The following is a 22,247-nucleotide window of genomic DNA, read 5'->3' as shown; positions in this document are numbered from 1 at the left end:
GCTCACACCCTCGCCGGCGGTGTGTACGACTCGCCGTGCACGTCGATGATCACCAGCGTCTTGCCGATATCGGCCGGCGTGGGGAAGTTCAGCGGGTCATAGATGCCGTTGGCATCGGCGATCAAGCGCCATAACGCCGGGTCGCCCAGGGTGTTCTCGGCGATCAGATACAGCCGGTCGTTCTCCGCAACGGTCCAGAACTGCCGACAGTTGAAATAGCCGCGTGCGGCCAGGTCCTGCTGGGGGGTGAGCACCGACTTGAAAGTCACCGTCAACTCGGCGCGCACCGGCACGCCGGATTCGAGGAACAGCGTGAATTTCTGTTCCAGGCGCACGATCAAACCGGTGAACAGGGCGCCGGCCCAGGAGAACACCACCGTCGGCGGCTCCTTGCGCACGCCGGTACCCACGGTGGGCTTGGTCAGCGCGGCGATCTCGTCGGTATAACGCCGCACGTCGGTCTTGCTGTCGTAGGTATCGAAAAACAGGTTCACGACCAGGTCGTCGTCGTTGACGCGCTGGAACTGGATGTTCGATCCCTCGCCTTGCACCACCACCGATTTGTTGAGCGACAACTCGGTGGGGTTGTACATCACCGGGATGGTCTTGGCGGTCGGCTGCACGATGATCTTCGCTTTCTCCAGCATCACAGCCCCCGCCGGTAACGTTCAAGCGAGGAATGCCGCGTCATCAAACCAGCCACCTGCTCGGCCAGCTCGTGCACCATGCGCGGCGTCAACATCGCTTTCTCCATATGGCCGCGCCACGGCGTGGCTTGCGCAATCTCATGCACGACCTTGCGGGTGACGTGCTGTTCGATGCGTTTGACTTGCTGGCCGAGATCGACCGGAGCCTGGACCGGAGATTTGCGGTAGATCAGTGCGGCGGAAGGCTGCTGCGGTGCATCGGCGAAGACGGTGATGCTATTTGTCATCGCCCCTGTGGGGAGCCCAAACCCATGCTTCCTATCCCCTGCGGGAAGCGGAGTGATGTGAGGGGCCAACCTCGCGAAGACCTCTGTTTGTGCGGCAAACATCGAAGAGCGGCTTTGAGGTAATAACGGAGACTGTCGCAAGCCCGGCCCCTCACCCCGGCCCTCTCCCCCTGCCCTTATTTCTCTTGGGGGAGAGGGAGCATCTGCGCGCTGCCCAAACCTTCTCGCGAATGCCTTGAAGCGTGACGAGACCTGCCTCCTCTCCCCTCCGGGGAGCCCATTCCAATGCTTCTTCTCCCCTGCGGGGAGCAGAGTGAGGTGAGCGGGCAACCTCGCGAAGACGTTTGTCTGTGCGGCGAATGTCGAAGAGATGCTTCGCAGTAATTGCAAAGACTGTGGCAAGAGCGCCCCCTCACCCCACCCCCCTCTCCCTGCTCTTATTTCTCTTGAGGGAGAGGGAGTGTCTGCGCGCTGCCCAAACCATCTTGCGAAGACCTTGAACTGTGACGAGCGTGGCCTCCTCTCCCCTTCGGGGAGAGGATTGAGGCGAGGGGGCAACCTTGCGAAGACGTTTGTCTGTGCGGCAAACATCGAAGAGAAGCTTCGCAGTAATTGCAAAGACTGAGGCAAGAGCGTCCCCTCACCCCAACCCTCTCCCCCAAGAGAAATAAGAGCAGGGGGAGAGGGAGCAACAGCGAGGCGATGCGCAGCGAGCCCGTGACGGGCCCCCTGTGCAGCGGTGAGGGCTGGACGATAAGGCCCCGCAGGGGGCGCAGGCATGGACGCCTGCGCCTTTTCGACACGACAGGGACGTCGTGTCGAAAAGCCCGGCCAGACCTCACGGACTCGGAGGGCAAAGCCCGTAGAGCGCGAAACCGGGGTGCCCTTTCTTTTGGTTACTTTTCTTTGGGCAAGCAAAGAAAAGTGACTCGGACCGCGGTAGCGGTTCGAAAGCCCGCGGCAGGCGAGCCAGGTCGCGATAACGCGACAACCGAGCGATAACGCCACTGGACCCCGGCCTACGCCGGGGTGACGACGTAGAGATGGCATCGCGAGCACCCGCCCCTCACCCCAACCCTCTCCCCGGAGGGGAGAGGGAGCAAGTGCGCGCGGTCGAATCGTGTGGTGAGGGGCCAACCTTGCAAAGCGCAAATCCCGCTCTGGCCTGCCAAGAGACGCATGGGGCATACGCAACATGCGTGTCGATGACGCCAGCAGCACCCGCCCCTGCCAGATCAGGCGATACGGCATCTGCATCGACTGCGATGCCATCCTCAGGTAATACAACGCCACCCGACCGCCGGCCGCGCTCAGCAAAGACCCATGCGTCGCGAAGCGCATGCCCCGCCCGGCACGCACACGCAGCCGTTGCAGCGGACGCGTCATGGCGACGGTGCGAAGCACTAGATGACTCCCGCTGCGCTGGCCGCACCAGCCGCTGCGGCATAAGCCGTTGCCGCCAGGCTCTTCTTGATCCCTTCGTGCGCCAGTACAAAGCGCTGCGTGGCGACCAGCGTTTGGCTGGCATCCAGCCTGGGGCCCTGCCATTCGATCGGATACGCGTTGTAGAAGTCGTACCAGACATAGGGAATGCCCATGTCGTTGAGCAGGTAGATCGAGCCGTTCTTGCGCTTGATATTGCCTTGCAAGGTGGACTGGTACCACAGCCATACCGGGTCGAGCGCGGTGATGCCCGACTCCAGTGTGATGTCGCTGTAGGTCACCGGCCCGCCCAGCTTGTAGCTTTTGTCGTTCACCCCGCCCTCGCGCACGGTGTGTACCTCCATCTTCGACTCCAGCCCGCTTACGGAGGTAAAGCCGCCCACCAGGATGCTCTCCACTTCGACGAAGAAGTTGTAGGCCTTGAAAGGGTCAAGGTGTTTACCCAAGCGCTGCACTGCCGCCGCGGCAGCATTGATGCCCAGTGCCATGTCATCCCTCCAGATCGAGGCTGCGCCGCGTATCGTCCGCGCTCATCGCTTTGTTGATGCGACTTATGTGCTCGCAAAAGCGACGGCGCTCGCGGTGTTCGAGCGCCAGCACGTCGTCGAGCGACCAGTGAAAGTGGTAGGCGATGAACGCTATCTCTGCGTAGAGCTGATCGGGCGCGGCCACGTTTCCGACTTTCCCATCGGTGCGCCGACCTCCTCGGCAAGCGTGGAGGCGCCGCCGTCATCGACCTGGTTGATGCGGTTGTAGAGCTGTTGCAGCGCGCTGAAATCGGCAGAGAACAAGTCCTCGATCACCTTGGTATTGATCATCTCCAAGGTGCCCAGCTTCACCACCACGCGCGACAGCACGATGATCGCCAGGTAGCTGGGATTGGCCTGCACGCGGTGATCCTTCAAAGGCAGGATTTCGTCACCGGCCGTGGCGAGCCGCATCACACCCTGGCGATGCAAGGTGCCGTCGCTGTCCCGATAGCCGATCGGCAGAGTGAATTCGACTTCCGTACTGATCACGTCCATGGTGTCCCCCTCGGTAGAGAAAAGCTGCGTGCGCCCGTCATCACTTGATGCGGTTCATGTAGTCCATCGCCAGTTCCAGCGTTTCCACCATCACGTCGCTGCTGCTGGCGTTGAGCCCGGTGGTCTCGTATTTCACAGGCCACGCGTTGATGACATTCCAGCGCACCTTCTCGCTGCCATCGGCATCCATCAGCACCAACGTGATGTTCTTTTGCGCGCTGGGGCTGCCCGAGCCGAGCTGGGAAACCTGTTGCTGCCAGTTGTACAGATCCATGCCGCTGGTCAGCCCCTTCTTGAGACTGAGGTGGCCATAGCTGGTCAGCCCCGACAAGGGGCGCTTGTAGATGGGATCGGTGCCTTCGCGATAGTCGACGGTTTCGACATTGATGTCCGGCACGCTGGCTTCGGAAAACGCCGCGACCTGGATACCGGCGATTTCGACGCGAAAGCGGAAGCCGCGGAAGGGGTCGGTAAGTTGCGTGACCATGGGTTAGTTGCTCCAGCCAAGTGGGGTGCTCATCGATGTATCGCTCCAGCTCAGCTGCCCGAATCCGGGCCAGCGGTCTTCTGCGTGATGCGGATGACGACGAACTCGGCCGGGTACACCGGCGCAAGGCCGATGTCGATGTAGAGCTGGCCGAGCATGCGTGTCTCCGGTGGGTTGTTGGATGCGTCGCAAGTGACGAAGTAGGCTTCCTGCGCAGTGGCACCGAACATCGCCCCTTGCTGCCACAACGTGGTGAGGAAGGCGGAGACGTCGCGTGTCACCGCCGCCCACAGCGCCTGGTCGTTGGGCTCGAACACCACCCATTGAAGGCTGTTCTTCAGGCTTTGCTCGACGAAGATGAAGAGCCGGCGCACGCTGACATAGGTCCACTGCGTGTCCTGCGACACGGTGCGCGCGCCGTAGATGACGTTGCCGTAATTGATCAGGTTGCGCAGTGTGTTGATACCGTTGGGGTTCAACTGGTCCTGATCGGAGTCGGTCAGCGGCAGAGCCAGCGCCACCACCGAGCGCATGGCGCCATCGTTGACCCCGGCTGGCGACTTCCAGACACCGACGGAGCCATCGGTATAGGCGTAGCGCGCCAACGCGGGCCCGGATGGCGGAATCGGCACATTGGTGTTGCTGAGCGGGTTGAAGATCCACGTCCACGGGTAGTACAGCGCGCCGTAACTGGAATTGATCGCCGAGCTGCCTTGCAGCGTGCCGGTCTTGAACGCGACGACGTTCGACACGGTTTGCCCATACGGCGGGTCGGCGGCATAGAACAGGCTGCTCAGCTCCTGGCAGACCCCAAGCCCCTGGTTGATCATCTGGCCTTGCTTCACCGCATTGGTATTGCCATTGCTGTCGGTGATGGTGACCGTATCGGGCACCGCCAGCAGGCTCAGTCCCTGCACGGTCTTGAGCGTGTTTACCCCACCGAAGAGATCCCAGGTGGGGTTTTGGCCCCCGGTGAAAGCCGAGGGCGACTGGGTATTGGACGGACGCTTGCCGTCGGTGGTCGCCACCCGGATGAACATCGAGTTCGCGTTGATGCGGCCGGTGAAGTTCAGGCCCGTGTCGGTGAAACCGTTGAACGACTCCAGCACGTAGTAGTTGGTGCCATTGCCAGTGCCATTACCACTGCTGCTGTTGCTGAGGGGGCCTGAGGTCAGCCCGTTCTGCTGCACATAGGCAGCCAGCATCTGGGTGGCGAGACTGGACGTGCTGCTGGCACCGTCTATGACCGAGGCCGCCACCACTACTTGCAAGTTGAATACCGGCGTCGAGGTGGTCTTGCCGTTGCTGCTGGGAGTGGCTGTGTTGTTGCAGATATAAACCTGCAAGCTGTTGCCCCAGAGGCCTGAACTGGCCGCATTGAACGTCGTTTTGTCCACGGTGGCCGTGGCCTGCGCGCCGTTGCCGGTGCTGGTCTGGTTGACGCTCACGATGTAGCAGGCGGTGCCGCCCTCAAGAAAAAACTCATACACCGCCCACGGCGTCATGCCGTACCAGATGAGGCCGCCAAACAGGCGCGTGTAGGCGTTCCAGCTGGTGACCAGTGTCGGCGTCGGCGTGGGCAAGGTGGTGGTGGGTGCTTTCTCGGTCACACCCACGAAGGCGGCGACGGAGGTCGATGCACCCTGGATGCTGCGGGTGCCCGGTACTTCTTCGATATAGATACCGGGATGCTGGTAGTTGGGCACGATCCTCTTCCTCGCGATGGTTGATTCAATCTCTGGAAACCTCGAGCTTCTCGAGGCGCCCGTCCCATAGACCTGCGCTGTCAGCTCGCAAACATGTCATCGACCCGCTGCGTAGTACCCGGCGTTACCGCGATGGTCTGCTCGCGGCTGCCGCCGCCGGCCGCCACGAAGCGCAAACTGACCTGCGTGGGATTGGCGAGCTTGCCCGGCAATGCCAGCGTGTAAACCTGATCGCGCGTGCAGCGTGTCGCCACCTGGCGCGGGAGTCCGCGAGCCGAGCGGTACTCGGCGCTGATGGTCACCTCACCGGGCGCCGCCGAGCCGAGCCGGCCGCGAATCAGGGTCGTGTAAGCCGGGTAAACATAAAGCGGCCCCGGCTCGAGCGCGCACGACAGCCATGCTTCAAACGGCGTCCCTGCAGCAGTCACCGTGAAAGGGATCTGGAGCGGCTTGAATGCCTTCGTCAGCACGTCGAGCGCATAACGGCCCGGTGCGAGATCCAGCAGTACATAGCGCTCATCGGGCTTGGCGATGGGATCGGCGGGCACGCCATTCAAACGAAAACGCGGTGCGGCGCCGAGTGCTGGCTGGTCGCGGTGGCTATCCCATAGCTCGATGACGGCGCTCAGACGGTTCAGACGGTGGTACATGGTGCCCCGCTGTTGAAGTTCGGTGGCAACGGCCGTGTATTGACGATGGACAACTCGGTCTCGGTGACGATGTCCGTCTCGAACGGCCGGCCAGTCGGGATGCGTACGGGCGACAACATGTAGAGCTTGGTCAACTTGTAGGACTTGCCGCTGAAGCCCGCCCACAGATCGCGCAGCGCTTCGATGGAGTTGTCGCGAGGCACGATATCGATGCGCTCGTTGCCGGTCTGCCGCAAGCCGGGGTGCAGCAACGGGCCTTGCAATATCGGGATGTCGTGGAACAGACGCAACAGCTGGTCGGCCAGCACCAGCTCGGTCTCCGCCGACTTCGCGTAAGGCACCAGCATGTAGACCAGATCGACCACCATCGGGGCGGGCGTCACTTGCGTGCGGGGAGGCTGCAGCTGGCGACCGCTCAGGCTGGGCGGCAGGTTGCGCAGCCATACGTTGTGTTCGATCTGATACAGGTACAGCGACAGTTTGTTTTCGCCGACAGCTTCGATCTCGGCCGGCGAATCGAATACCACGGCGGATTCAGCCGACAACAACGGAATGTTGTTGCGCACCAGGCTGCGCAAGGATTCGCTCACCCAGCGCACCACCTGGCCGCTGTCGTTGGTCGGCGGCGGCGCTGCTTCGGCGTTTGGCGAAGATGGATTTGGCGGCATCGACATCAGCGGCCCGGCTACAGGGTGAACAAGGTGTAGCCGGGACTCACCCATTGCGGCTGGCGCGTGCCGACCTGTGCGTACACCGAAACATCCGGGTCGCCGACCACTCTCAAATAGAGATAACGCACGTCATCGGGCTGCCATGACACGTAGGCCAGCAAGACCAGGTTGGTCGCGCCGCCTCCCCCATCGGTCGTCGGCGATTGCATCACGATGTGGTTCTTGGTGTAGGACAGCATAGACAAGGGCACGCTGCCGCCATCGTTGCTGCTCAAATCAATGCCCAGCGCATTGCCATGTCCCGGCCCCAGCACCCAGGACACCTTGCCGTAGTCGGGGTCGGTATTGAGCTCGATATCCACCTGTTTGCCAGGCTTGAGTCCCTCGATATTGAACAGCACGCTGCGGTAACTGACTGAAGGCGGCTGGATCACCGCGCTGATGCGTCCGTTGCGCCACAGCACCGGGCGCTCGTTGCCCAGGTAGCCGTACACCACCGCTTCATTATTGAGCGTGCAATACCCGGTCAGGAACGAGGCATCGTCGGCGACCTCAAGGAACAGCGTCAGGGTGAAGCCGAACAAGGTCGGCGCCTGGCTGGACGTGCGCAGGGACAGCACGTCGTTGTTGAACGACACATCTTGCAAACACGGAACGGGCTGGTAAACGCCGTCCGGTGTCACGTTGTAGGAAAAGCCCAGACTGTCACCGATGCCCTTGCCCAGCGACCATCGAACGCCCGGCGTGGTGAAAGTGAAGCTGAGATTGGAGTTGTTCGCTACGTTGGTAAATTGCAATATGACGGGAATCAAGGTGTGGGACACGATCCTCGGTCCTTGTTCGCTCAGAGATCGATGGCGAAGGCACTCAAGCCCACGACACTCGTTCGGTCGGTGCTCGATTGCAGAGTCGCTACGGCACCAGGAGGAAGATCCACGCGCCCGCGCAAATCGGGCTGCGCGGTTCTCACGTAGAGCTGCACGCGAATCTCCTGGCTATCGTTATAGGTCTGCACAAAAAACTCCCGCGCATTGATCAAAAAATTGCGCAGGTACAACGCTGGGTCGCCCGTCGACGAAAAGCTGAGACCGACCAGGCCCCTGCCATCCCCTCCGCTCCACACCGCGGTCTGATCGCCGCGGATGGTGACAAACACCTTGCTGTTGGCACGCACGTTTTGCAGCACGATGCTCAATGGCTGGAAAGGAACCGCCGTGTCGGCCTGAAAGAGACTGGCGTCCAGCGTGTCTTCTCCCAACTGCGAGCGAAGATGCTCCTTCTGCGCCCTCGTCAGCGGCGGAAAATCGCGCACTGCCGTAGCGATCTTCGTGGCGATCTTCGCGGCGTGCACCGCAGTAACCCGGTCGAGCAGCGGTGGGCCCTGATCCGACACGGTCGAGGCCGCCGCAATCGAAGCAGGTGCGCCCGTTTCAGCCGCCTCGGCCACCGGCGCATCACCCACGGCAGTCGCTTGGTCGGGCGATGGTTCGACCGGCTCAGGCATGGCTGAAGCCGCGGTGACGGCAGCCGACGAGTTCGCTACGTCGGCAGGCTCATCCACCTTGGGTATGGCCTTGTGCTTCGGCCCTCTATTGCGGTCACCCATGACGGTCACTGGCTCACCGAAATGATGTTTTGGCCGGCGCTCAACACCCCGCTCGATGAGGTGCCAAGCACCGCATAAGTTGTGCTGATCAGACCGGTTTGCGCTTGCAGATTGAGGGTCAACGTCTGGGCGCTGCTTCCGCTCGTGAACGTGGCCCAGGCCAGCCCTTGCATGCCCTCGCCCCCTTCGCCATTGGCGATATTGAGGAACATCTGCTGCTTCGAGATGTTGAAGTTCGACAGAGGTGGCGTATAGAGCGCCAGATAGGGCTGCAATTGCACCTGCTCCCCGTTCACCATCACGAAATTGTTCGAGTCGACGATGTTTATCTGTACCTGCTGAGGCTGAGTGAAGCCCTGCTTGAACTGAAATTTGAAGGCAATCTGATACGTCGGCGCAGCTTGCATGGCATCCCCCCGAGGCATTCCTGTATCCACGTGGCGCCTTCCGTCACGGCGAGACACGCTGGCCGTGCGAACAGGCACACCTTCATTAATTCCAAGAGAAAATGGTGGGCACGTTGGAGAGCGTATAGCTCTTCTGACCCTCGAATTCCATGAGAACGGTCACGCTCGGATCGGCAAAGCAGGACAGCGCGAATTGCTGCACGCCAGCTTCGCCGGCCAGAAAGCAATTGAATAGGAACGACCATGGTTTGCCATGACCGCTGGAACCCGTCTGGAAAGTGAGTTGGTTCGGCACGACCATGACGTCTGCGAGCGGAAGTGTCCCAGGGGAAGTCATCGAGAGATGCAGTCCAGCCGAGTATCCGCTCTGACCACCCAAACTGAATTCGACCGGATAGCCCTGGCCCAGGTCGGTCAAATTGACGGCAATCTCGCACCCCTCCTGCGTACCGCTCACAACGAACTGGATGGGCTTGAATTGCTCGTATTCGGTGCTGGCATTCACGTTCGCCGCGCTGACGTCAATCTTCTTGCCGCCGCCTAAACCCTGCTCAGTGTTGCTCATGCCATGTACTCCTGTTCGGGTATGGCCTTCTGTTGCGCACTGGACTGTCGAAACGAACACCTGCTGCGCATGCTTCGTGAAGGGCCATCCATGGCCCATGTCATCGAGCTGTCGCGCAACCGCTATCAGCTCTGCAGGGGCTTCCACTGGAATAGGGCGGGCGTTTTGGTGACTGGCGTTGACGCGCCGCCGTTGAGTGAAGCGGAAATCGTCACGCTCGGATCAGTATTCGCCGCCAACGTGAAATTCTGCAAACCCGACTCGCCGGCCAGGAAGCATTGCAATTGGAACGACCATTGATTGCCGCCGCCGCTGGACGCCGTCTGAAACACGAGGCTCTGCGGCAATACGTTGACCTGTGAGATCGGAAGAGCACCCGGGGTGTTCATGGAAACCATCAGGCCGTTCGAAAGATCGTCCGCATTCCCCGTGGTAAAAGCGATGGGGAAACCCGCGTTCTTCGAGGCCAGATTGATGGTGACCTGCGGCCCCGTTGTAGAGCCGCTCACCGTAAAAACGATGTTCATGAATTGATTGTATTGGGGGCTGATGCTGCCACCCATCGCGCCAACGTTGCTCTTATGGCCGCTCATCCCCTGCTCTGTGCTGCTCATGCGATTTACTCCTGCTCAGTGGGTTATCTGCGATATGTTCCCAACCAACACCCTGGATCAACGGTGTTATGCCGTCCGGCCATCGCACCAACCGCGCCGCTCATCGCGAATGCACGCTCAATGCGATGAAAACAAGGAAAACACCACAGCGAGCGACATAATCGCCTGCCATGACGGGGCTAATGCAGCAAGGATCGATAGCCCGCCGAATGTCGCATCTGAACGCCCCCGTAGATGCTTCGACGTGCAAAGGCGAGATAGTGCCGCGGTAGATGCGAATGGCGCGTGTAGAGAACGGCCCTATCGCGAATCATCTCGTCAGGCAAACGTAATGTTCGCTTGGTGATGAAATTGTGAACGCAGGAAACATCCGTTCTCTACAGGGTAGGTCGAGGCTGTCATTGCCGCCCATGGCCGGATACTCAAGCGCTTCGACGGACACCTATGCGAAGACGTTCACTTCCTTCAGGCCCATCCTGTATCCAGTGATGACGGGGACGCACACGTGGGCTAAGAGCCATCCCCTTCAAGGTGTTTGAGGAGCTCGAGAGGGCGTGGTTGCTGAGGGATGTGTTCTGTGTTCGCGACAATCGATGCGCCATGGCGACCTGGCCGCTTATGAAGCGGTGCTGCTTCCCAAGCGCGCGCCCTATCGGGCGCGTTTCGCGCACAGGGTGCGCTCCTACCGATGCTCACATCGACGCCTCGAAATACACAGGACACGCCTCTCCCCTTTGAGGAAGAGCATGAAAAGGGAGAAGCCATCTAGACGCCTGACACTGGAAAACGCGCAGCTACAGAGCCCACCGCCTGCTCTGAGGCCATTATCTCTTTGGTTACTTTCTCTTTACTCCGGGCATCCATGCCCTCCGCCCTTCGGGCCAGCTGCGCTGTTCGCACCCGCTCCTGCGGGTGCGTGGGCCAGCAAAGAGAAAGTGACCCGGCTCGCGGCAGCGAGTCGGAATGCCCGCTGCATAAGCGGCCAGGTCGCGACAATGGAGCATCGAAGCGGCAACGCCACTAGACCCCGGCCTTCGCAGGGGTGACGAAGTAGGAGTGCTATCGCGAGCACCCGCCCCTCACCTCAATCCTCTCCCCGAAAGGGAGAGGAGGCGAAGGCAAAGAGAGGGAGTTGTTGCTTCGCAACTCGGCGATTACTTCGAAATCAACAGCAACAACGATTGCCCGCATTGCCCATACGTGCTGCCCGCACCGCCAATCAGCGCCTCGTTGCCCGGAGTGACGAACGTATCGGGGCCATCGTTCCAATTGCACGTATCGGTGACGCGGTACCACTGGGTTCCGGAAGGTGGTGCCGGCAAGGTGAAGGTGACGTTGCCCGACCAGCCGTTGTACGCGACGTACATGGCATGGGTATCGCCCAGCGAAGGCCCGTCGATGGTGTAGGCGATGGCGTGATTGCCGGTATTGCTCCAGTAGTTGCTGTCAGCGACCGCGCCGCTGGGCTGATACCACACGACTTGGCTGGCGGTGTACCAGGTCGCCGGACGAAACGCCGGGTGCGCCCGGCGGAACGCAATCAGTCGCTGCGCGAAGTTGTAGAAGTTGGATTGATCGGTGGTCCAGCTATTGGTGAGCCAGTTGGCGGTGGAGTCGAGGTTGTAGGCGTTGTTGTTGCATTGGAGCGTGCGCAGGTATTCATCGCCGCCTTGCATCAGCGGCGTGCCCGCCGACAGCATTTCGAATGCCATGCCGGTGCGCGCGGCACGGCGCTGATCGAACGCCGTGCCCGAGCCGTTCGAAATGCCCTGATCCCAGCTGTAGTTGGTGCTGGTTCCGCCATCGGACGGACCGTAAGGCCACGACTGATGGTTGTTGGAGCCGTTGCAGGCATAGACGTCCTTGAGCGTCATGCCGTCATGCACGTCGATGAAGTTGGTCGAATTCCACGGCGAGCGACCGCTGCCCTGGAACAGGTTGGACGATCCGGCAAAGTTCGTCGCCTCCTGTCCGATGGATACGGGCATAGTGCCCAGATCGTTCTGCGCCTGGCGCAAGGTGTCCCGGTAGACACCATTCCATTCGGACCAGCCCACCGGGAAACCGCCGAGCTGATAGGAATTGCCGCCGATCGCCCAAGGTTCCGCGAAAAGGTCGAGCCCGCTACCACCCGTCGACGGACGCACCGTGAATTCGCGCAGGATGCGGTTGATCGCCACGTTGGCATCGGCCGCATCGAAGTTGTACCCGCCGTTTGGGCAATTCGGCGCAGCCGATTGATAGGCACCGTTCAAGCAGCTGTTGCCTAGCACGGAGGCGAGATCGAAACGGAATCCGTCCACGCCCATGGCGTTGGCCCAGTAGGCCATGGAGTCGACGATCAGGTTTTGCGCGACGGTGTTGTACGTGTTGAAGTTCGCGCCGATGCCGGTGTTGTCGTAGAAGTACTGGTTGTCCGAAGTCAGTTCGTAATACGTCGCGTTGTCCAGCCCGCGCCACGAATAGATGGTTGCGGTGGAGGGATCGTTGCTGGCCCACGTGCCGCCTTCGGCGGTGTGGTTGTAGACCACGTCCATGTACACCTTGATGCCGACATCGTGGAACGCTTTCACCATCGCCTGGAACTCGGCGGTCGGACCGCCTGCTGCCTTGTTATAGGCGTAGTGACGATCCGGGGCGAAGTAGTCCTCGGTCATGTAGCCCCAGTAATTCTGGTTTGCGCTCGAGTTGGGCACGACATCGTTCGCGTCGTTCTGCGTTTCCTGCACGGGCAGGAACTCCACGGCCGTAACACCGAGGCTGGCCAGGTAACCCGCCTTGAGCCCCGCACCGTAATACGTGCCACGATAGGCCGCCGGAATACTCGTGTCCTGCTTGGTGAACCCACGGACGTTCACCTCATAGATGACATCGTCTTTCTGCGCACGGGTCGGCTTGATGCCGGTGCCCTGCCCGCTCGCCGACAACACGATGCCCTTGGGGGCATACATGCCGCTGTCGGTGTTCCGGTTGGCGGGGCCCGAGGCGAAAATGTTGCCGTTCTGGTTGGACGTATTGAGCGGATCCTGACTCATCTCCAGCGCATAAGGATCCAGCAGCAGCTTGTTCGGATTGAAGCGATTGCCATTGGCATCGACATCCGAAATGAATCCGGCCGCCGAGCCCTTGCCCCAGCTCGCGTCATACGGCCAGTTCGGTCCCCAGGCGCGATAGCCGTAGTAGACCGGTCCGGTGATGCCCGCCGCCTGTATCGCCGACACCGGAACCGTCACCGACCACACACCGCCGCCGACCGGCGTCAGTACATAGGTGGCCGACTCCTGCGCGCCGTAACCGCTCGCATAAAGGTAGAGCGCGATGCGCGTAGCCTGCGAAGAATAGATGCGAAAGGTGATGCTGGTCTTCTGCGCGTTGTAGCTCGCGCCAAGGCTCATGCTGTCGATGGCCGCCCGGGCCGGCATGAAGGGCATTCCAGCGAGGCCGGCCCACGCGAACAGTGCGACAAGGATCTTCGAACGTTTCATTCGGGCCTGCCTCATTCGGTTGGAAGTGCATCGCATCGTAGGTAGCATCGCGCTGCAGCAACCAGTGAATGCATACGTATTCATTGCGCAGATACTGACAAGACGAACGCCGTCGTCATCGCCGTGACCAAGGCCAGCAATGCATTCGGGGAACGATGCGGGTTCGGCTACCAGATACCGGGCACGAAGCGATAACGCACTTTTTCAGCGTATGCGCGATAGCCCGGCAACCCGTCCATCAGCATGGCTTCTTCGCCCAGCGCCCGCAGGGCCATCAGCGGCATGGTGACCACGATGCCCATGAGGCCCCATAGCGACCCGAGCAGCAGCGGCGCCCCTACCAGCAGAAACAAGGTGAACGCATACATCGGGTGGCGTACGTAGGCATAAGGGCCGGTGGAGATCACGGTCTGGCCGCGCTCTGGCTGCAACTGGATCGTGACGGCCGCGAAACTGTTGGCGCGAAGGACACGGCTCCATGCCCAGAAGCCGATCAGGATCAGCACCGCACCGATGGCCTGCGCCCATAGCGGCGTATGCGACCAGCCCAAGCCGCGCGCGTCCAGCCCCATGAAGGCCGGCCAGGCACAGAAGACCACCATCAGTGCGGCCATGATCCGACGATCATGTGGCCGCTGCTCGGGGCTGAAAGGCGATTTCATTCGTGCGGCGAGCAGCGCCGGATCGACCTTCGAAAGCCAGATGCCGGTCGCGATGCTGCATCCATCGAAAAGGATCAGGAAGATCCACCCTTGCGGCCAAGCCAGCGTGCCCGCTGGAACAAACAGCAACAAGATGAAGATGGCGTTGAACGTGATGTTCTGGATGATGTGCTTGATCATGGCGCTTACGCCTCCGAGGCGTTACGGCAATGACAAGCCATTATGCGACGAACCATGTACCCGAGCTTCGGTAAGCTGGGGTTCGCGAACGCACCCCAGCTCACCTCTTAACCTGAAACTCACGGCGACAGCGGAACACCCCAGGTCGCCGTCACGTTACCGCCAAGACGCCACTCGCTGAAGGGCCTGCGCGGTGCGATAAGCGCCGGCAGTCGCGGGTCCTTGGTGCGCGCATAGTAGGGCTCCATCCACGAAAGCTCGTCCTGGAACGTCCAGGGAAATAGCTGCTGCGGGATCGGGGTGATCTTGGCGAAGCTGGAAGGATCGATAACGGCATTGGTTACCAGATTGGCCAGGCGGGCAATGGCGTTACCGTTCTCCTGATAAAGGTCGATGCCTTGCCCCTTCACAAGTTCGGCGGTGAAGACCAGCGGGATCAGCGCGAACGTATGGTAGTGGAGCGCACGATCGCCACGTGCCACCTCACGCGTCAACGAACCGTTCGGCTGGATGTCGTTGATGCCTTCGCGTGCGCGTGCAAGCCCGGCGTCGATCAGGTATGGCTTCTGGGCAATGGTGCCGATGGCCGTCAGATTCAGGCCAGCCCAGTACACGAGATTGTTGTGCAGGTGATTGATCGCGTCCGCATCGCGCGTGGCGACGGCGATGTTTTCCAGCCACGGCGTAATGGCGGCAACCCGGCTCGCATTCGCATTGCGAACACCCTGCGGCATGCGCAGAAGCACCAATGCAAAATCCGTCCCTGCCCAGGAGCGCTCGTAGTAGCCCTGGTATCCGGTGATGGGCCCCATCAGCGCGTTGCCGCCGGCCCAGCCTTGCAGCAGGTCGAGCGTGCAAGACCACTGGCCTGCATCTGCCGCTTGATTCAACTGCGAGATGAAAGCGCGCATCGGCTTGACCGCTTGCGCATAACCCGCAGGGTCATCATAGAACCCCGGGGGATCGATCGTGCCCAATGGCGCCGGCACATTGCACGCACTGGCATTCTGACTAGCGCCCAGGCTTATGCCAGCGGCCAGCAGGAAAGCACCCATCTTCAACAACGTTCGACTACCCATTAGCCATTCCTTTAGACCTGATTGTCATACCGCTGAATTTCTCGATCGCCGGCGCATTGCCATCGGCATGTTTTCCGGCTTCGAGTTCGAAGTCCCTCGTCAACAGCTGTGTCTTGGCACGGCCGTCGAGCTGACAACGCTCACTCAGCGGTAAAGTTGACCACCGAGAATGGCGCGGGCAATTCGGCCGTTCGTCTCTCGATTTTTTCGCGAATGGGCACCCACGGCTGTCCATCGCCAAATGCTTGCGGCGAAGCGTAAGCGCCAAGCAGATCGAACGCATCGAAGGCATAGGGCAACCCTTCCGCGTCGAGAGGCGTCTTGCCGTCGCTGACATGCAAATGCAGGTGCGGACCCGTGGTGCTGCCGGTATAGCCGAGCAACCCTATGACTTGTCCGCGCTTGACCTTGTCGCCCAAGTGAACCTTGATGCTGGCGGGTTTCAGGTGCTCGTAGAACACGTAGCGACCCTGGCCGAGATCCAGCGCGATGAAGTTGCCGCTCGCGTTTTCCATGGGCACTTTGTTGCTACTGGAAACGCGCTCCGGTTCGGCCATGCCGTCTTTCGCATCGACCACGGTGGCGTCGGCGACCGCGAGCACGTCTTCACCGTAACCGAACCAGTCGGCTGGCCTCGCTCCATCGCCGCGGGCGTGTTTTCCCGAATCGTCGACCTTGATCCAGTCGACGGCGAATCGTCCGGGAACATGGACCTTGCCGTTGACGGCATACAGCACGCGACGGTGCCCGCGTTGCCAGTCAGCGCTGTAAATCGGCGTCCACGGACCGCCGCGCAAGGGAGGCCCAAGCCTCACAGGCGCTACCTCGCCGACAGTGAACGCACCGCCATGCACGGTGGCTTCGTTACCGCTCGGCATGCGGTAGGTAATCAGCTCTTCGATGCGATGCCCTGCAAGACCATCGCCCGGCACGGACAGATAAACCAGTGCGCGTACGCCTGCAGGGATCTGCGCCAGATCGCTTTCCTTCGCCGGATGGTCCGGACGCCTCAGTGCCTGCCGAAGCGCCTCTCCCTCAAGACTGGCAACGGTCTTGCCATGGTCCTTGTCGACGACGTCGACGCGCTCAAGCACCAACGAGTCTTCCGCAAAGCTCGACAGATGAACTTCATAGACAAGCTGCGTCTTCCCCGCGATCGTCACCGGTGCCGGCGACCATGGCACTTGTATGTCGAACGCATCGAAGAGTGGTGGCCGGCCATCGGCCAGAGCAAGACCTGAAGCCGCAAGCATGACCCACGCGCAAAACCGTTTCATTGAACAGGATCCTGCAACCAGCGGGCGCACACGTTGCCATTGCCTCGCAGTGGTGGCTATGGGTCATCGGTCATGCTGCGTTCTGATTCGCGTCGCGTCTCAGCTGGCGCGGCTTTCTCCTCCCCTTGCCGGCTGGGGGAGGCTGGGAGGGGGAGCCCTCGCGAAAACCTCTCCCGCGGCGCTTTCTCAAGTACTCACCCCTCCCCGACCCTCCCCTATCCCACGGGACTCGCTTGCGTCGCAAGCAGAGGAGGGAGCAAACAACTCGCACAGCTGAGATTCGCCGCTAAGGTGCGGCGTTGGATGTTCGTTGCCATCTCTCTTTCGCACAGCCATCGAAAGCTTTGTGCAAGCTACCTTCACAAAGCCTCGACCTGGGCTATGCAAAGAATGCAAGGAACCAAGGATGGCCTGAATAGCTCGTCGTCCCGGCAACCTCGAAGCTGGTCATCCAGTGACTGGATGACGCGTCATAGGTACTTGATTCCGGCGTTCGCCGGAAGACGATCGAACGTTATTCAGACCTTACCTAAGGCGCCTTACCGCGTTCTCTTGGCGGGAAACCCTCGCATGAAGCGATCTGTCCTAAAGGGGAGATTGCTCGCTAGGCATGTGCTGCTCTCGGAACCGTCGGATGAGCATGTCGTCATTGAAGACGTCGGCCGGCCAAGCGAACTGAGTCGATTGCCAATTCCTGCAACAAGGGGGCTGAATTGGACGCACAAGCACGCTCTCAGACCGCTGGGAAGAATGTCGTCGTCCGGTTCGTCTTCGAACACATCGTGCTGGTATTGACGACGCTTGTGGTCGCGGTCACCGGGGTGACGTTCTGGTACTTGAGCCACCTGCAGGAGAAGCTGGTTGCCACCCTGGCCGAGCAAGGCGCGCGGCTACAGTCCGAAACGATGTCGGAATTGCGTGCTCTGTATACCTCCGATGTGGTGGAGCGGGTGCGTGGGCACGGTATCGAAGTAACTCACGACTATCAGCAAAAAGACGCCGCCATCCCGCTTCCGGCCACGCTGACGATCGAGTTGGGCCAGCGCCTGAGCCAGCACGCTTCGGGCTTGAAGGTGCGGCTCTATAGCAACTACCCCTTCCCCTGGCGCAAGGATGGCGGACCTCACGATGCTTTCGAACGCGACGCGCTCAGTTCGCTGTTGCGCGATCCCGGCCGGCCGATCGGGCGCTTCGATGTCTACCAGGGCCAACAGGTGTTTCGCTACGCGGTAGCCGACCGCATGCTGCCGCAGTGCATCGCTTGCCATAACTCTCATCCGGCCAGCCCCAAGAAAGACTGGAAGGTGGGCGATGTGCGCGGCGTGCTGGAAGTGATCCGCCCGGTGACCCCGCTAGCCGCGGCGTCGCGACAGTCGCTGCTGCAAGCGTTCGGCTTGCTGGCTTTCGTCGCCCTGACGGGGCTTGCAGGGGTTGGCCTGGTGCTGGGCAAGCAGCGCCGATATGCCCGCGGGCTTGCTGAGGAGATCGAGGAACGCAGGCAGGTCGAGGCAAGCCTGATGGAGAGCACTGCACGCTTCTCAGCAATGGATGAGGCTTCTCCGCTGGGCACGTTCGTTACGGACGCACAGGGACACTGCCTGCATGTCAACCAGATGTACCAGCAGATTACCGGCTACTCCGATGACGTGATGCGCGGCAAGCCGTGGAATTCGGGCATCCATCCGGACGACCAGGACCGCGTCATGTCGCAGTGGCGAGAGACGGTCGCGCAAAACGCTACGTTTACGGCGGATTGCCATTTCCTGCGCAACGACGGCTCAACCACGTGGGTGAGTTGCAAAACCGCCGCCATGCGCAATGGCGATCAGTTGCTCGGCTACGTGGGCACGCTGGAGGACATCAGCGAGCGCAAGCAGGTAGAGCGCATGAAGAACGAGTTCATCTCTACCGTGAGTCACGAACTGCGCACGCCGTTGACCTCCATCATGGGATCGCTGGGCCTGCTTTCGGGCGGCGTGGGCGGCGCCCTTTCCGGTCAGACCAAGACGTTGGTGGATCTCGCCAGCAAGAACAGCGAACGGCTGGTGCGGCTGATCAACGACATCCTCGACATCGAAAAGATAGCGTCCGGCCATATGCAGTTCGACCTGAAGCCGCACGAGCTGCAACCGCTGGTCGAGCAGGCCATGGTGGCCAATCGTGCCTATGCGGAGAAGTTCGGTGTGTCTTTTGCGCTGACGGCACCGCTGCCAGACGCACGGGTTCGGGTCGATGCCGACCGCTTGATGCAGGTGCTGACCAATCTGATGGGCAACGCCGCCAAGTTCTCGCCGCACGGCGCCAGTGTGGATATGCAGATAGTGCGTGAAAGCGGATCGATCCGCGTCACGGTGACTGATCGTGGGCCGGGCATCCCCGAATCGTTCCATCACAAGGTGTTTGAAAAGTTTTCCCAGGCCGACTCGTCCGACACACGCACGAAGGGCGGTACAGGCCTTGGGCTGTCCATTTCCAGGGCCATCACGGAGGCCATGGGCGGCGCCATCGGATTTACGACGCAGGTGGGAGAAGGCACCACCTTCCATGTCGATCTGCCGGAATGGACCGAAGTCGCCCCCGCCCCGCTCGCCCCGATCCCGAAGGTCGCCTCACTGCGCCCCAAAGTCCTGGTCTGCGAGGACGACCATGATGTCGCCAACCTGCTCTGCATGATGCTCGATCAGGCCGGCTACGACGCCGTGGCCGCTCATGACGGGACGACCGCCCGACGGCTGCTCGCGGAACAGAATTTCGCCGTGTTGACTCTCGATATCCAGCTGCCCGACCTCGATGGCAGGGCGTTCTTGCGCGAGCTGCGTGCCGATCCCGCCACTCAGGATTTGTGCGTGGTGGTGGTGTCGGGCCATTTGCGCCGCACTCGCCGACCCAATGAGGGCGATGGGTTGGGCGTGGTGGACTGGATCGCCAAGCCGATCGACCAGGAGCGGCTGCTCAAAGCCGTCCATCAAGGAATCACTGGCAGCACCAGTGGAAAGAGCCGCGTGCTTCATGTCGAAGATGATCCGGATCTGCGCCAAATTGTGGCGTCGCTGTGCGCGGAGGTGGCCGAGTTCAGCAGCGCTGCCAGCTTCCAGGAGGCGTCGTTGTTGCTGACCACGGCTCGATACGATCTGGTGGTTCTGGATCTTACGCTGCCGGATCGCTCCGGTTGGGACTTGCTGCCGCTCATCGAGCAATTGGTGCCGCGACCTTCGGTGCTGGTGTTCTCCGCGAGCGAGCTTTCCATTGCGGAGTCCGGCCGGGTCGCCGCGACGCTGGTGAAGTCTCATGTCACGAACCCAGAGCTGCTGGCTGTCATCCAGAGCCTGGCCAGCAAGACCCATGACGGGACCCGATAGACGGAGAACAGACGTGGCCGATAAATCCCTGCAGCGCATCCTCTATGTGGAGGATGAACCGGATATCCAGGCGGTAGCCCGTATTGCACTTGAGGCGGTGGGGGGCTTCGAGCTGCATGTATGCAATTCCGGCCAGGAGGCGCTCGACGCCGCGCCCTCGTTCGATCCCGATCTGATCCTGCTGGACGTGATGATGCCGGGCATGGACGGCCCCTCCACGCTCAGCGCGCTGCGTGAGTTACCAGCGCTCAGCAAAACACCGGTGGTGTTCATGACGGCCAAAGTGCAGAACGCCGAGGTGGCGCACTATCGGCAGCTCGGTGCGGTGGATGTCATCGCCAAACCTTTCGATCCGATGACTCTGTCCACCACGTTGCATGGCATCTGGAAGACGTATCTGGACGAGGCGCGGCCATGAGCACCACGCCTGATATTGCCCAGCAGTTGCGCGTGCTGCGGGAAAATTACGCGCGCCAACTTCCCGATAAACTCGCCTTGATAGAGCAAACGTTTCGCAACGGCGACGTCGACGGTGAACTGCAGAACTTGCGCTTTCTCGCTCACGGACTGGCTGGCTCCGGCGCCACCTTCGGTTATCCGGGATTGTCTGCCGCGGCACGACAGCTGGAGACACTCGTCGACGGCGCCCTTTGTGCCGGGAGAGTGCTGAACACCGAAGAGAACCACACCGCGGCAAAGCTGGTCGAGGCTCTCGGCCATGAGACGCGCACCCCTGTTGAGTGGATACCCACCCCAGCACTGCCTGCGAGAGTGACGCCGGACGCTGCGAGGAAGCTTATTTATCTGGTGGAGGACGATACCGAGCTGGCGCTCGATGTGGCACTGCAGCTTGGCCACTTCGGGTACACGGTCAGGACTTTCGAAACGCCGGAAAAACTCCTTGAGGCCCCCGCCGATGATTCGTTGGCGGTCGTACTGATGGACATCGTGTTTCCGCAAGGTGAACTAGCCGGCCCCGAGGCCATCGTGAAGATGTCGGCGGCCAAGCGACTCCAGGCCCCGGTGATCTTTCTCTCGGTACGCAACGATCTGGCCGCAAGACTTGCAACGACCAGGGCCGGAGCGGCCGCTTACCTAATGAAGCCGATCGACATCGGCGCCCTGGTCGGCGAGCTGGACGAACTGGTCAGGGATCACCCCCCCGAGCCTTACCGGGTACTGATCGTGGACGATAACGGCCCCTTGGCCGAACACCACGCCTTTACCTTGCAATCGGCGGGGATCAGCACGGAAGTGGCTACCGATCCCATGGCCATCCTGGCCCACCTGGATGACTTCAAGCCGGATCTTGTGTTGATGGACATGTACATGCCCGGGTGCACCGGTGCGGAACTCGCCGCGGTGGTCCGTCAATTGAAAAACTACGTTCTGGTGCCGATCGTTTTCCTGTCGACGGAAAGCAACACCAGCAGGCAATTGACGGCCATGCGGCTCGGTGGCGACGACTTTCTCACCAAGCCCATTGCACCGGAGCATTTGATCTCTGCCGTCTCTATCCGCCTGCGGCGCTATCGCGTGCTGCGCGCGCACGTCGAACGGGACAGTCTCACAGGCCTGCTCAACCATGCCGCGACCAAGGACCGCCTGGCCACGGAGATCGCACGGTCTACAAGGCAGGGGAGTTTCTGTTGCTTCGCCGAACTCGACCTGGATCTGTTCAAGCAGGTCAACGACACGTATGGACACTTGATCGGCGATCGCGTCTTGAAGAGCCTTGCCGAGTTGCTCAAGCGACGCTTGCGCCGGGGGGACATCGTCGGCCGTATCGGTGGCGAAGAATTTGGCATTATCCTGCCTAACACCAAAGCAGCGGGTGCGGCGGCTTTGCTGGACGAACTGCGTGATGCCTTTTCTCAAGTACGTCAGTACGCGAGCATCGAGCGCGAGTTCACCGCTACCTTCAGTTGCGGGATCGCGGAGTATCGGGGCGGGAGTTCTTCGAATGATATTTACGTGCTCGCGGACAAGGCGCTCTATCGAGCCAAGCAAGCCGGCCGCAATCGGGTGATGCTTGCCGAACAATGAGTGTCCCAGCCACCGCGAAAACGCCTGAGTGCGGCGACGTAGGCTACGCTC

The 22,247-nt window shown here is 61.1% G+C and carries 21 protein-coding genes; 3 read left to right on the top strand and 18 right to left on the bottom strand.

Going from position 1 to position 22,247, the window contains the following annotated elements; all coding sequences use genetic code 11:
* Positions 1–2: 2 nt before the first annotated feature.
* The 18 genes from OUZ45_RS02420 to OUZ45_RS02335 form a co-directional block, all read right to left on the bottom strand.
* Positions 3–647: a CIS tube protein gene (locus tag OUZ45_RS02420; protein ID WP_266168304.1), complete on the bottom strand. Its 645-nt coding sequence runs from the start codon at positions 645–647 to the stop codon at positions 3–5.
* Positions 647–934: a hypothetical protein gene (locus OUZ45_RS02415; protein WP_266168303.1), complete on the bottom strand. Its 288-nt coding sequence runs from the start codon at positions 932–934 to the stop codon at positions 647–649. The genes OUZ45_RS02420 and OUZ45_RS02415 overlap by 1 nt, the downstream gene beginning before the upstream one ends.
* A gap of 1,403 nt (positions 935–2,337) precedes the next feature.
* Positions 2,338–2,865 (bottom strand): phage tail protein, encoded by a 528-nt coding sequence (locus OUZ45_RS02410; protein WP_266168302.1) that lies wholly within the window; start codon positions 2,863–2,865, stop codon positions 2,338–2,340.
* Position 2,866: 1 nt separating this feature from the next.
* Positions 2,867–3,049 (bottom strand): DUF6760 family protein, encoded by a 183-nt coding sequence (locus tag OUZ45_RS02405; RefSeq protein WP_266168301.1) that lies wholly within the window; start codon positions 3,047–3,049, stop codon positions 2,867–2,869.
* Entirely contained in the window at positions 3,016–3,402 is a 387-nt protein-coding gene (locus tag OUZ45_RS02400; protein WP_266168300.1) for a hypothetical protein, read from the bottom strand. Before OUZ45_RS02400 ends, OUZ45_RS02405 begins: the two co-directional genes overlap by 34 nt.
* A 40-nt stretch (positions 3,403–3,442) precedes the next feature.
* The gene (locus OUZ45_RS02395) at positions 3,443–3,889 is read right to left on the bottom strand and encodes a phage tail protein (RefSeq protein WP_266168299.1); all 447 of its coding nucleotides are present in this window, start codon (positions 3,887–3,889) and stop codon (positions 3,443–3,445) included.
* A 50-nt stretch (positions 3,890–3,939) separates the two neighbouring features.
* On the bottom strand, positions 3,940–5,595 hold the full coding sequence (locus OUZ45_RS02390; protein ID WP_266168298.1) for a phage tail sheath family protein: 1,656 nt from the start codon (positions 5,593–5,595) through the stop codon (positions 3,940–3,942).
* A gap of 80 nt (positions 5,596–5,675) precedes the next feature.
* Positions 5,676–6,245: a hypothetical protein gene (locus OUZ45_RS02385; RefSeq protein ID WP_266168297.1), complete on the bottom strand. Its 570-nt coding sequence runs from the start codon at positions 6,243–6,245 to the stop codon at positions 5,676–5,678.
* A complete protein-coding gene (locus OUZ45_RS02380; protein ID WP_266168296.1) occupies positions 6,230–6,919 on the bottom strand; it encodes a Pvc16 family protein in 690 nt (229 codons plus the stop codon). Before OUZ45_RS02380 ends, OUZ45_RS02385 begins: the two co-directional genes overlap by 16 nt.
* An 11-nt stretch (positions 6,920–6,930) precedes the next feature.
* On the bottom strand, positions 6,931–7,740 hold the full coding sequence (locus OUZ45_RS02375; RefSeq protein WP_266168295.1) for a hypothetical protein: 810 nt from the start codon (positions 7,738–7,740) through the stop codon (positions 6,931–6,933).
* Positions 7,741–7,760: 20 nt separating this feature from the next.
* Complete coding sequence (locus OUZ45_RS02370; protein WP_266168294.1) at positions 7,761–8,522, bottom strand: hypothetical protein; 762 nt, start codon at positions 8,520–8,522, stop codon at positions 7,761–7,763.
* Positions 8,523–8,527: 5 nt separating this feature from the next.
* The gene (locus OUZ45_RS02365; protein ID WP_266168293.1) at positions 8,528–8,929 is read right to left on the bottom strand and encodes a hypothetical protein; all 402 of its coding nucleotides are present in this window, start codon (positions 8,927–8,929) and stop codon (positions 8,528–8,530) included.
* Positions 8,930–9,014: 85 nt separating this feature from the next.
* The gene (locus OUZ45_RS02360) at positions 9,015–9,494 is read right to left on the bottom strand and encodes a hypothetical protein (protein WP_266168292.1); all 480 of its coding nucleotides are present in this window, start codon (positions 9,492–9,494) and stop codon (positions 9,015–9,017) included.
* Between the two features lie 125 nt (positions 9,495–9,619).
* Positions 9,620–10,108: a hypothetical protein gene (locus OUZ45_RS02355; protein ID WP_266168291.1), complete on the bottom strand. Its 489-nt coding sequence runs from the start codon at positions 10,106–10,108 to the stop codon at positions 9,620–9,622.
* A 1,154-nt stretch (positions 10,109–11,262) separates the two neighbouring features.
* Positions 11,263–13,593: an isoamylase gene (locus OUZ45_RS02350; RefSeq protein WP_266168290.1), complete on the bottom strand. Its 2,331-nt coding sequence runs from the start codon at positions 13,591–13,593 to the stop codon at positions 11,263–11,265.
* 167 nt (positions 13,594–13,760) lie between these two features.
* A complete protein-coding gene (locus OUZ45_RS02345) occupies positions 13,761–14,435 on the bottom strand; it encodes a methyltransferase family protein (protein ID WP_266168289.1) in 675 nt (224 codons plus the stop codon).
* Positions 14,436–14,554: 119 nt separating this feature from the next.
* The gene (locus tag OUZ45_RS02340) at positions 14,555–15,514 is read right to left on the bottom strand and encodes an alginate lyase family protein (protein WP_266168288.1); all 960 of its coding nucleotides are present in this window, start codon (positions 15,512–15,514) and stop codon (positions 14,555–14,557) included.
* A gap of 140 nt (positions 15,515–15,654) precedes the next feature.
* Positions 15,655–16,791: a M23 family metallopeptidase gene (locus OUZ45_RS02335; protein ID WP_266168287.1), complete on the bottom strand. Its 1,137-nt coding sequence runs from the start codon at positions 16,789–16,791 to the stop codon at positions 15,655–15,657.
* 713 nt (positions 16,792–17,504) lie between these two features.
* On the opposite strand from OUZ45_RS02335, the gene OUZ45_RS02330 reads away from it, so the two are divergent.
* The 3 genes from OUZ45_RS02330 to OUZ45_RS02320 are packed head-to-tail and all read left to right on the top strand — an operon-like array spanning position 17,505 to position 22,196.
* Complete coding sequence (locus tag OUZ45_RS02330; protein WP_266168286.1) at positions 17,505–20,150, top strand: response regulator; 2,646 nt, start codon at positions 17,505–17,507, stop codon at positions 20,148–20,150.
* A gap of 13 nt (positions 20,151–20,163) precedes the next feature.
* On the top strand, positions 20,164–20,568 hold the full coding sequence (locus tag OUZ45_RS02325) for a response regulator (RefSeq protein WP_266168285.1): 405 nt from the start codon (positions 20,164–20,166) through the stop codon (positions 20,566–20,568).
* Complete coding sequence (locus tag OUZ45_RS02320) at positions 20,565–22,196, top strand: diguanylate cyclase (RefSeq protein ID WP_266168284.1); 1,632 nt, start codon at positions 20,565–20,567, stop codon at positions 22,194–22,196. The genes OUZ45_RS02325 and OUZ45_RS02320 overlap by 4 nt, the downstream gene beginning before the upstream one ends.
* Positions 22,197–22,247: the final 51 nt, after the last annotated feature.

Origin of the sequence: Dyella subtropica, from assembly GCF_026283965.1 — a bacterium.
In the GTDB taxonomy this organism is placed as follows: Bacteria; Pseudomonadota; Gammaproteobacteria; order Xanthomonadales; family Rhodanobacteraceae; genus Dyella_D; species Dyella_D subtropica.
The sequence above is the reverse complement of the archived record's forward strand: the minus strand, read 5'-3'. Positions and strand labels throughout refer to the sequence as shown.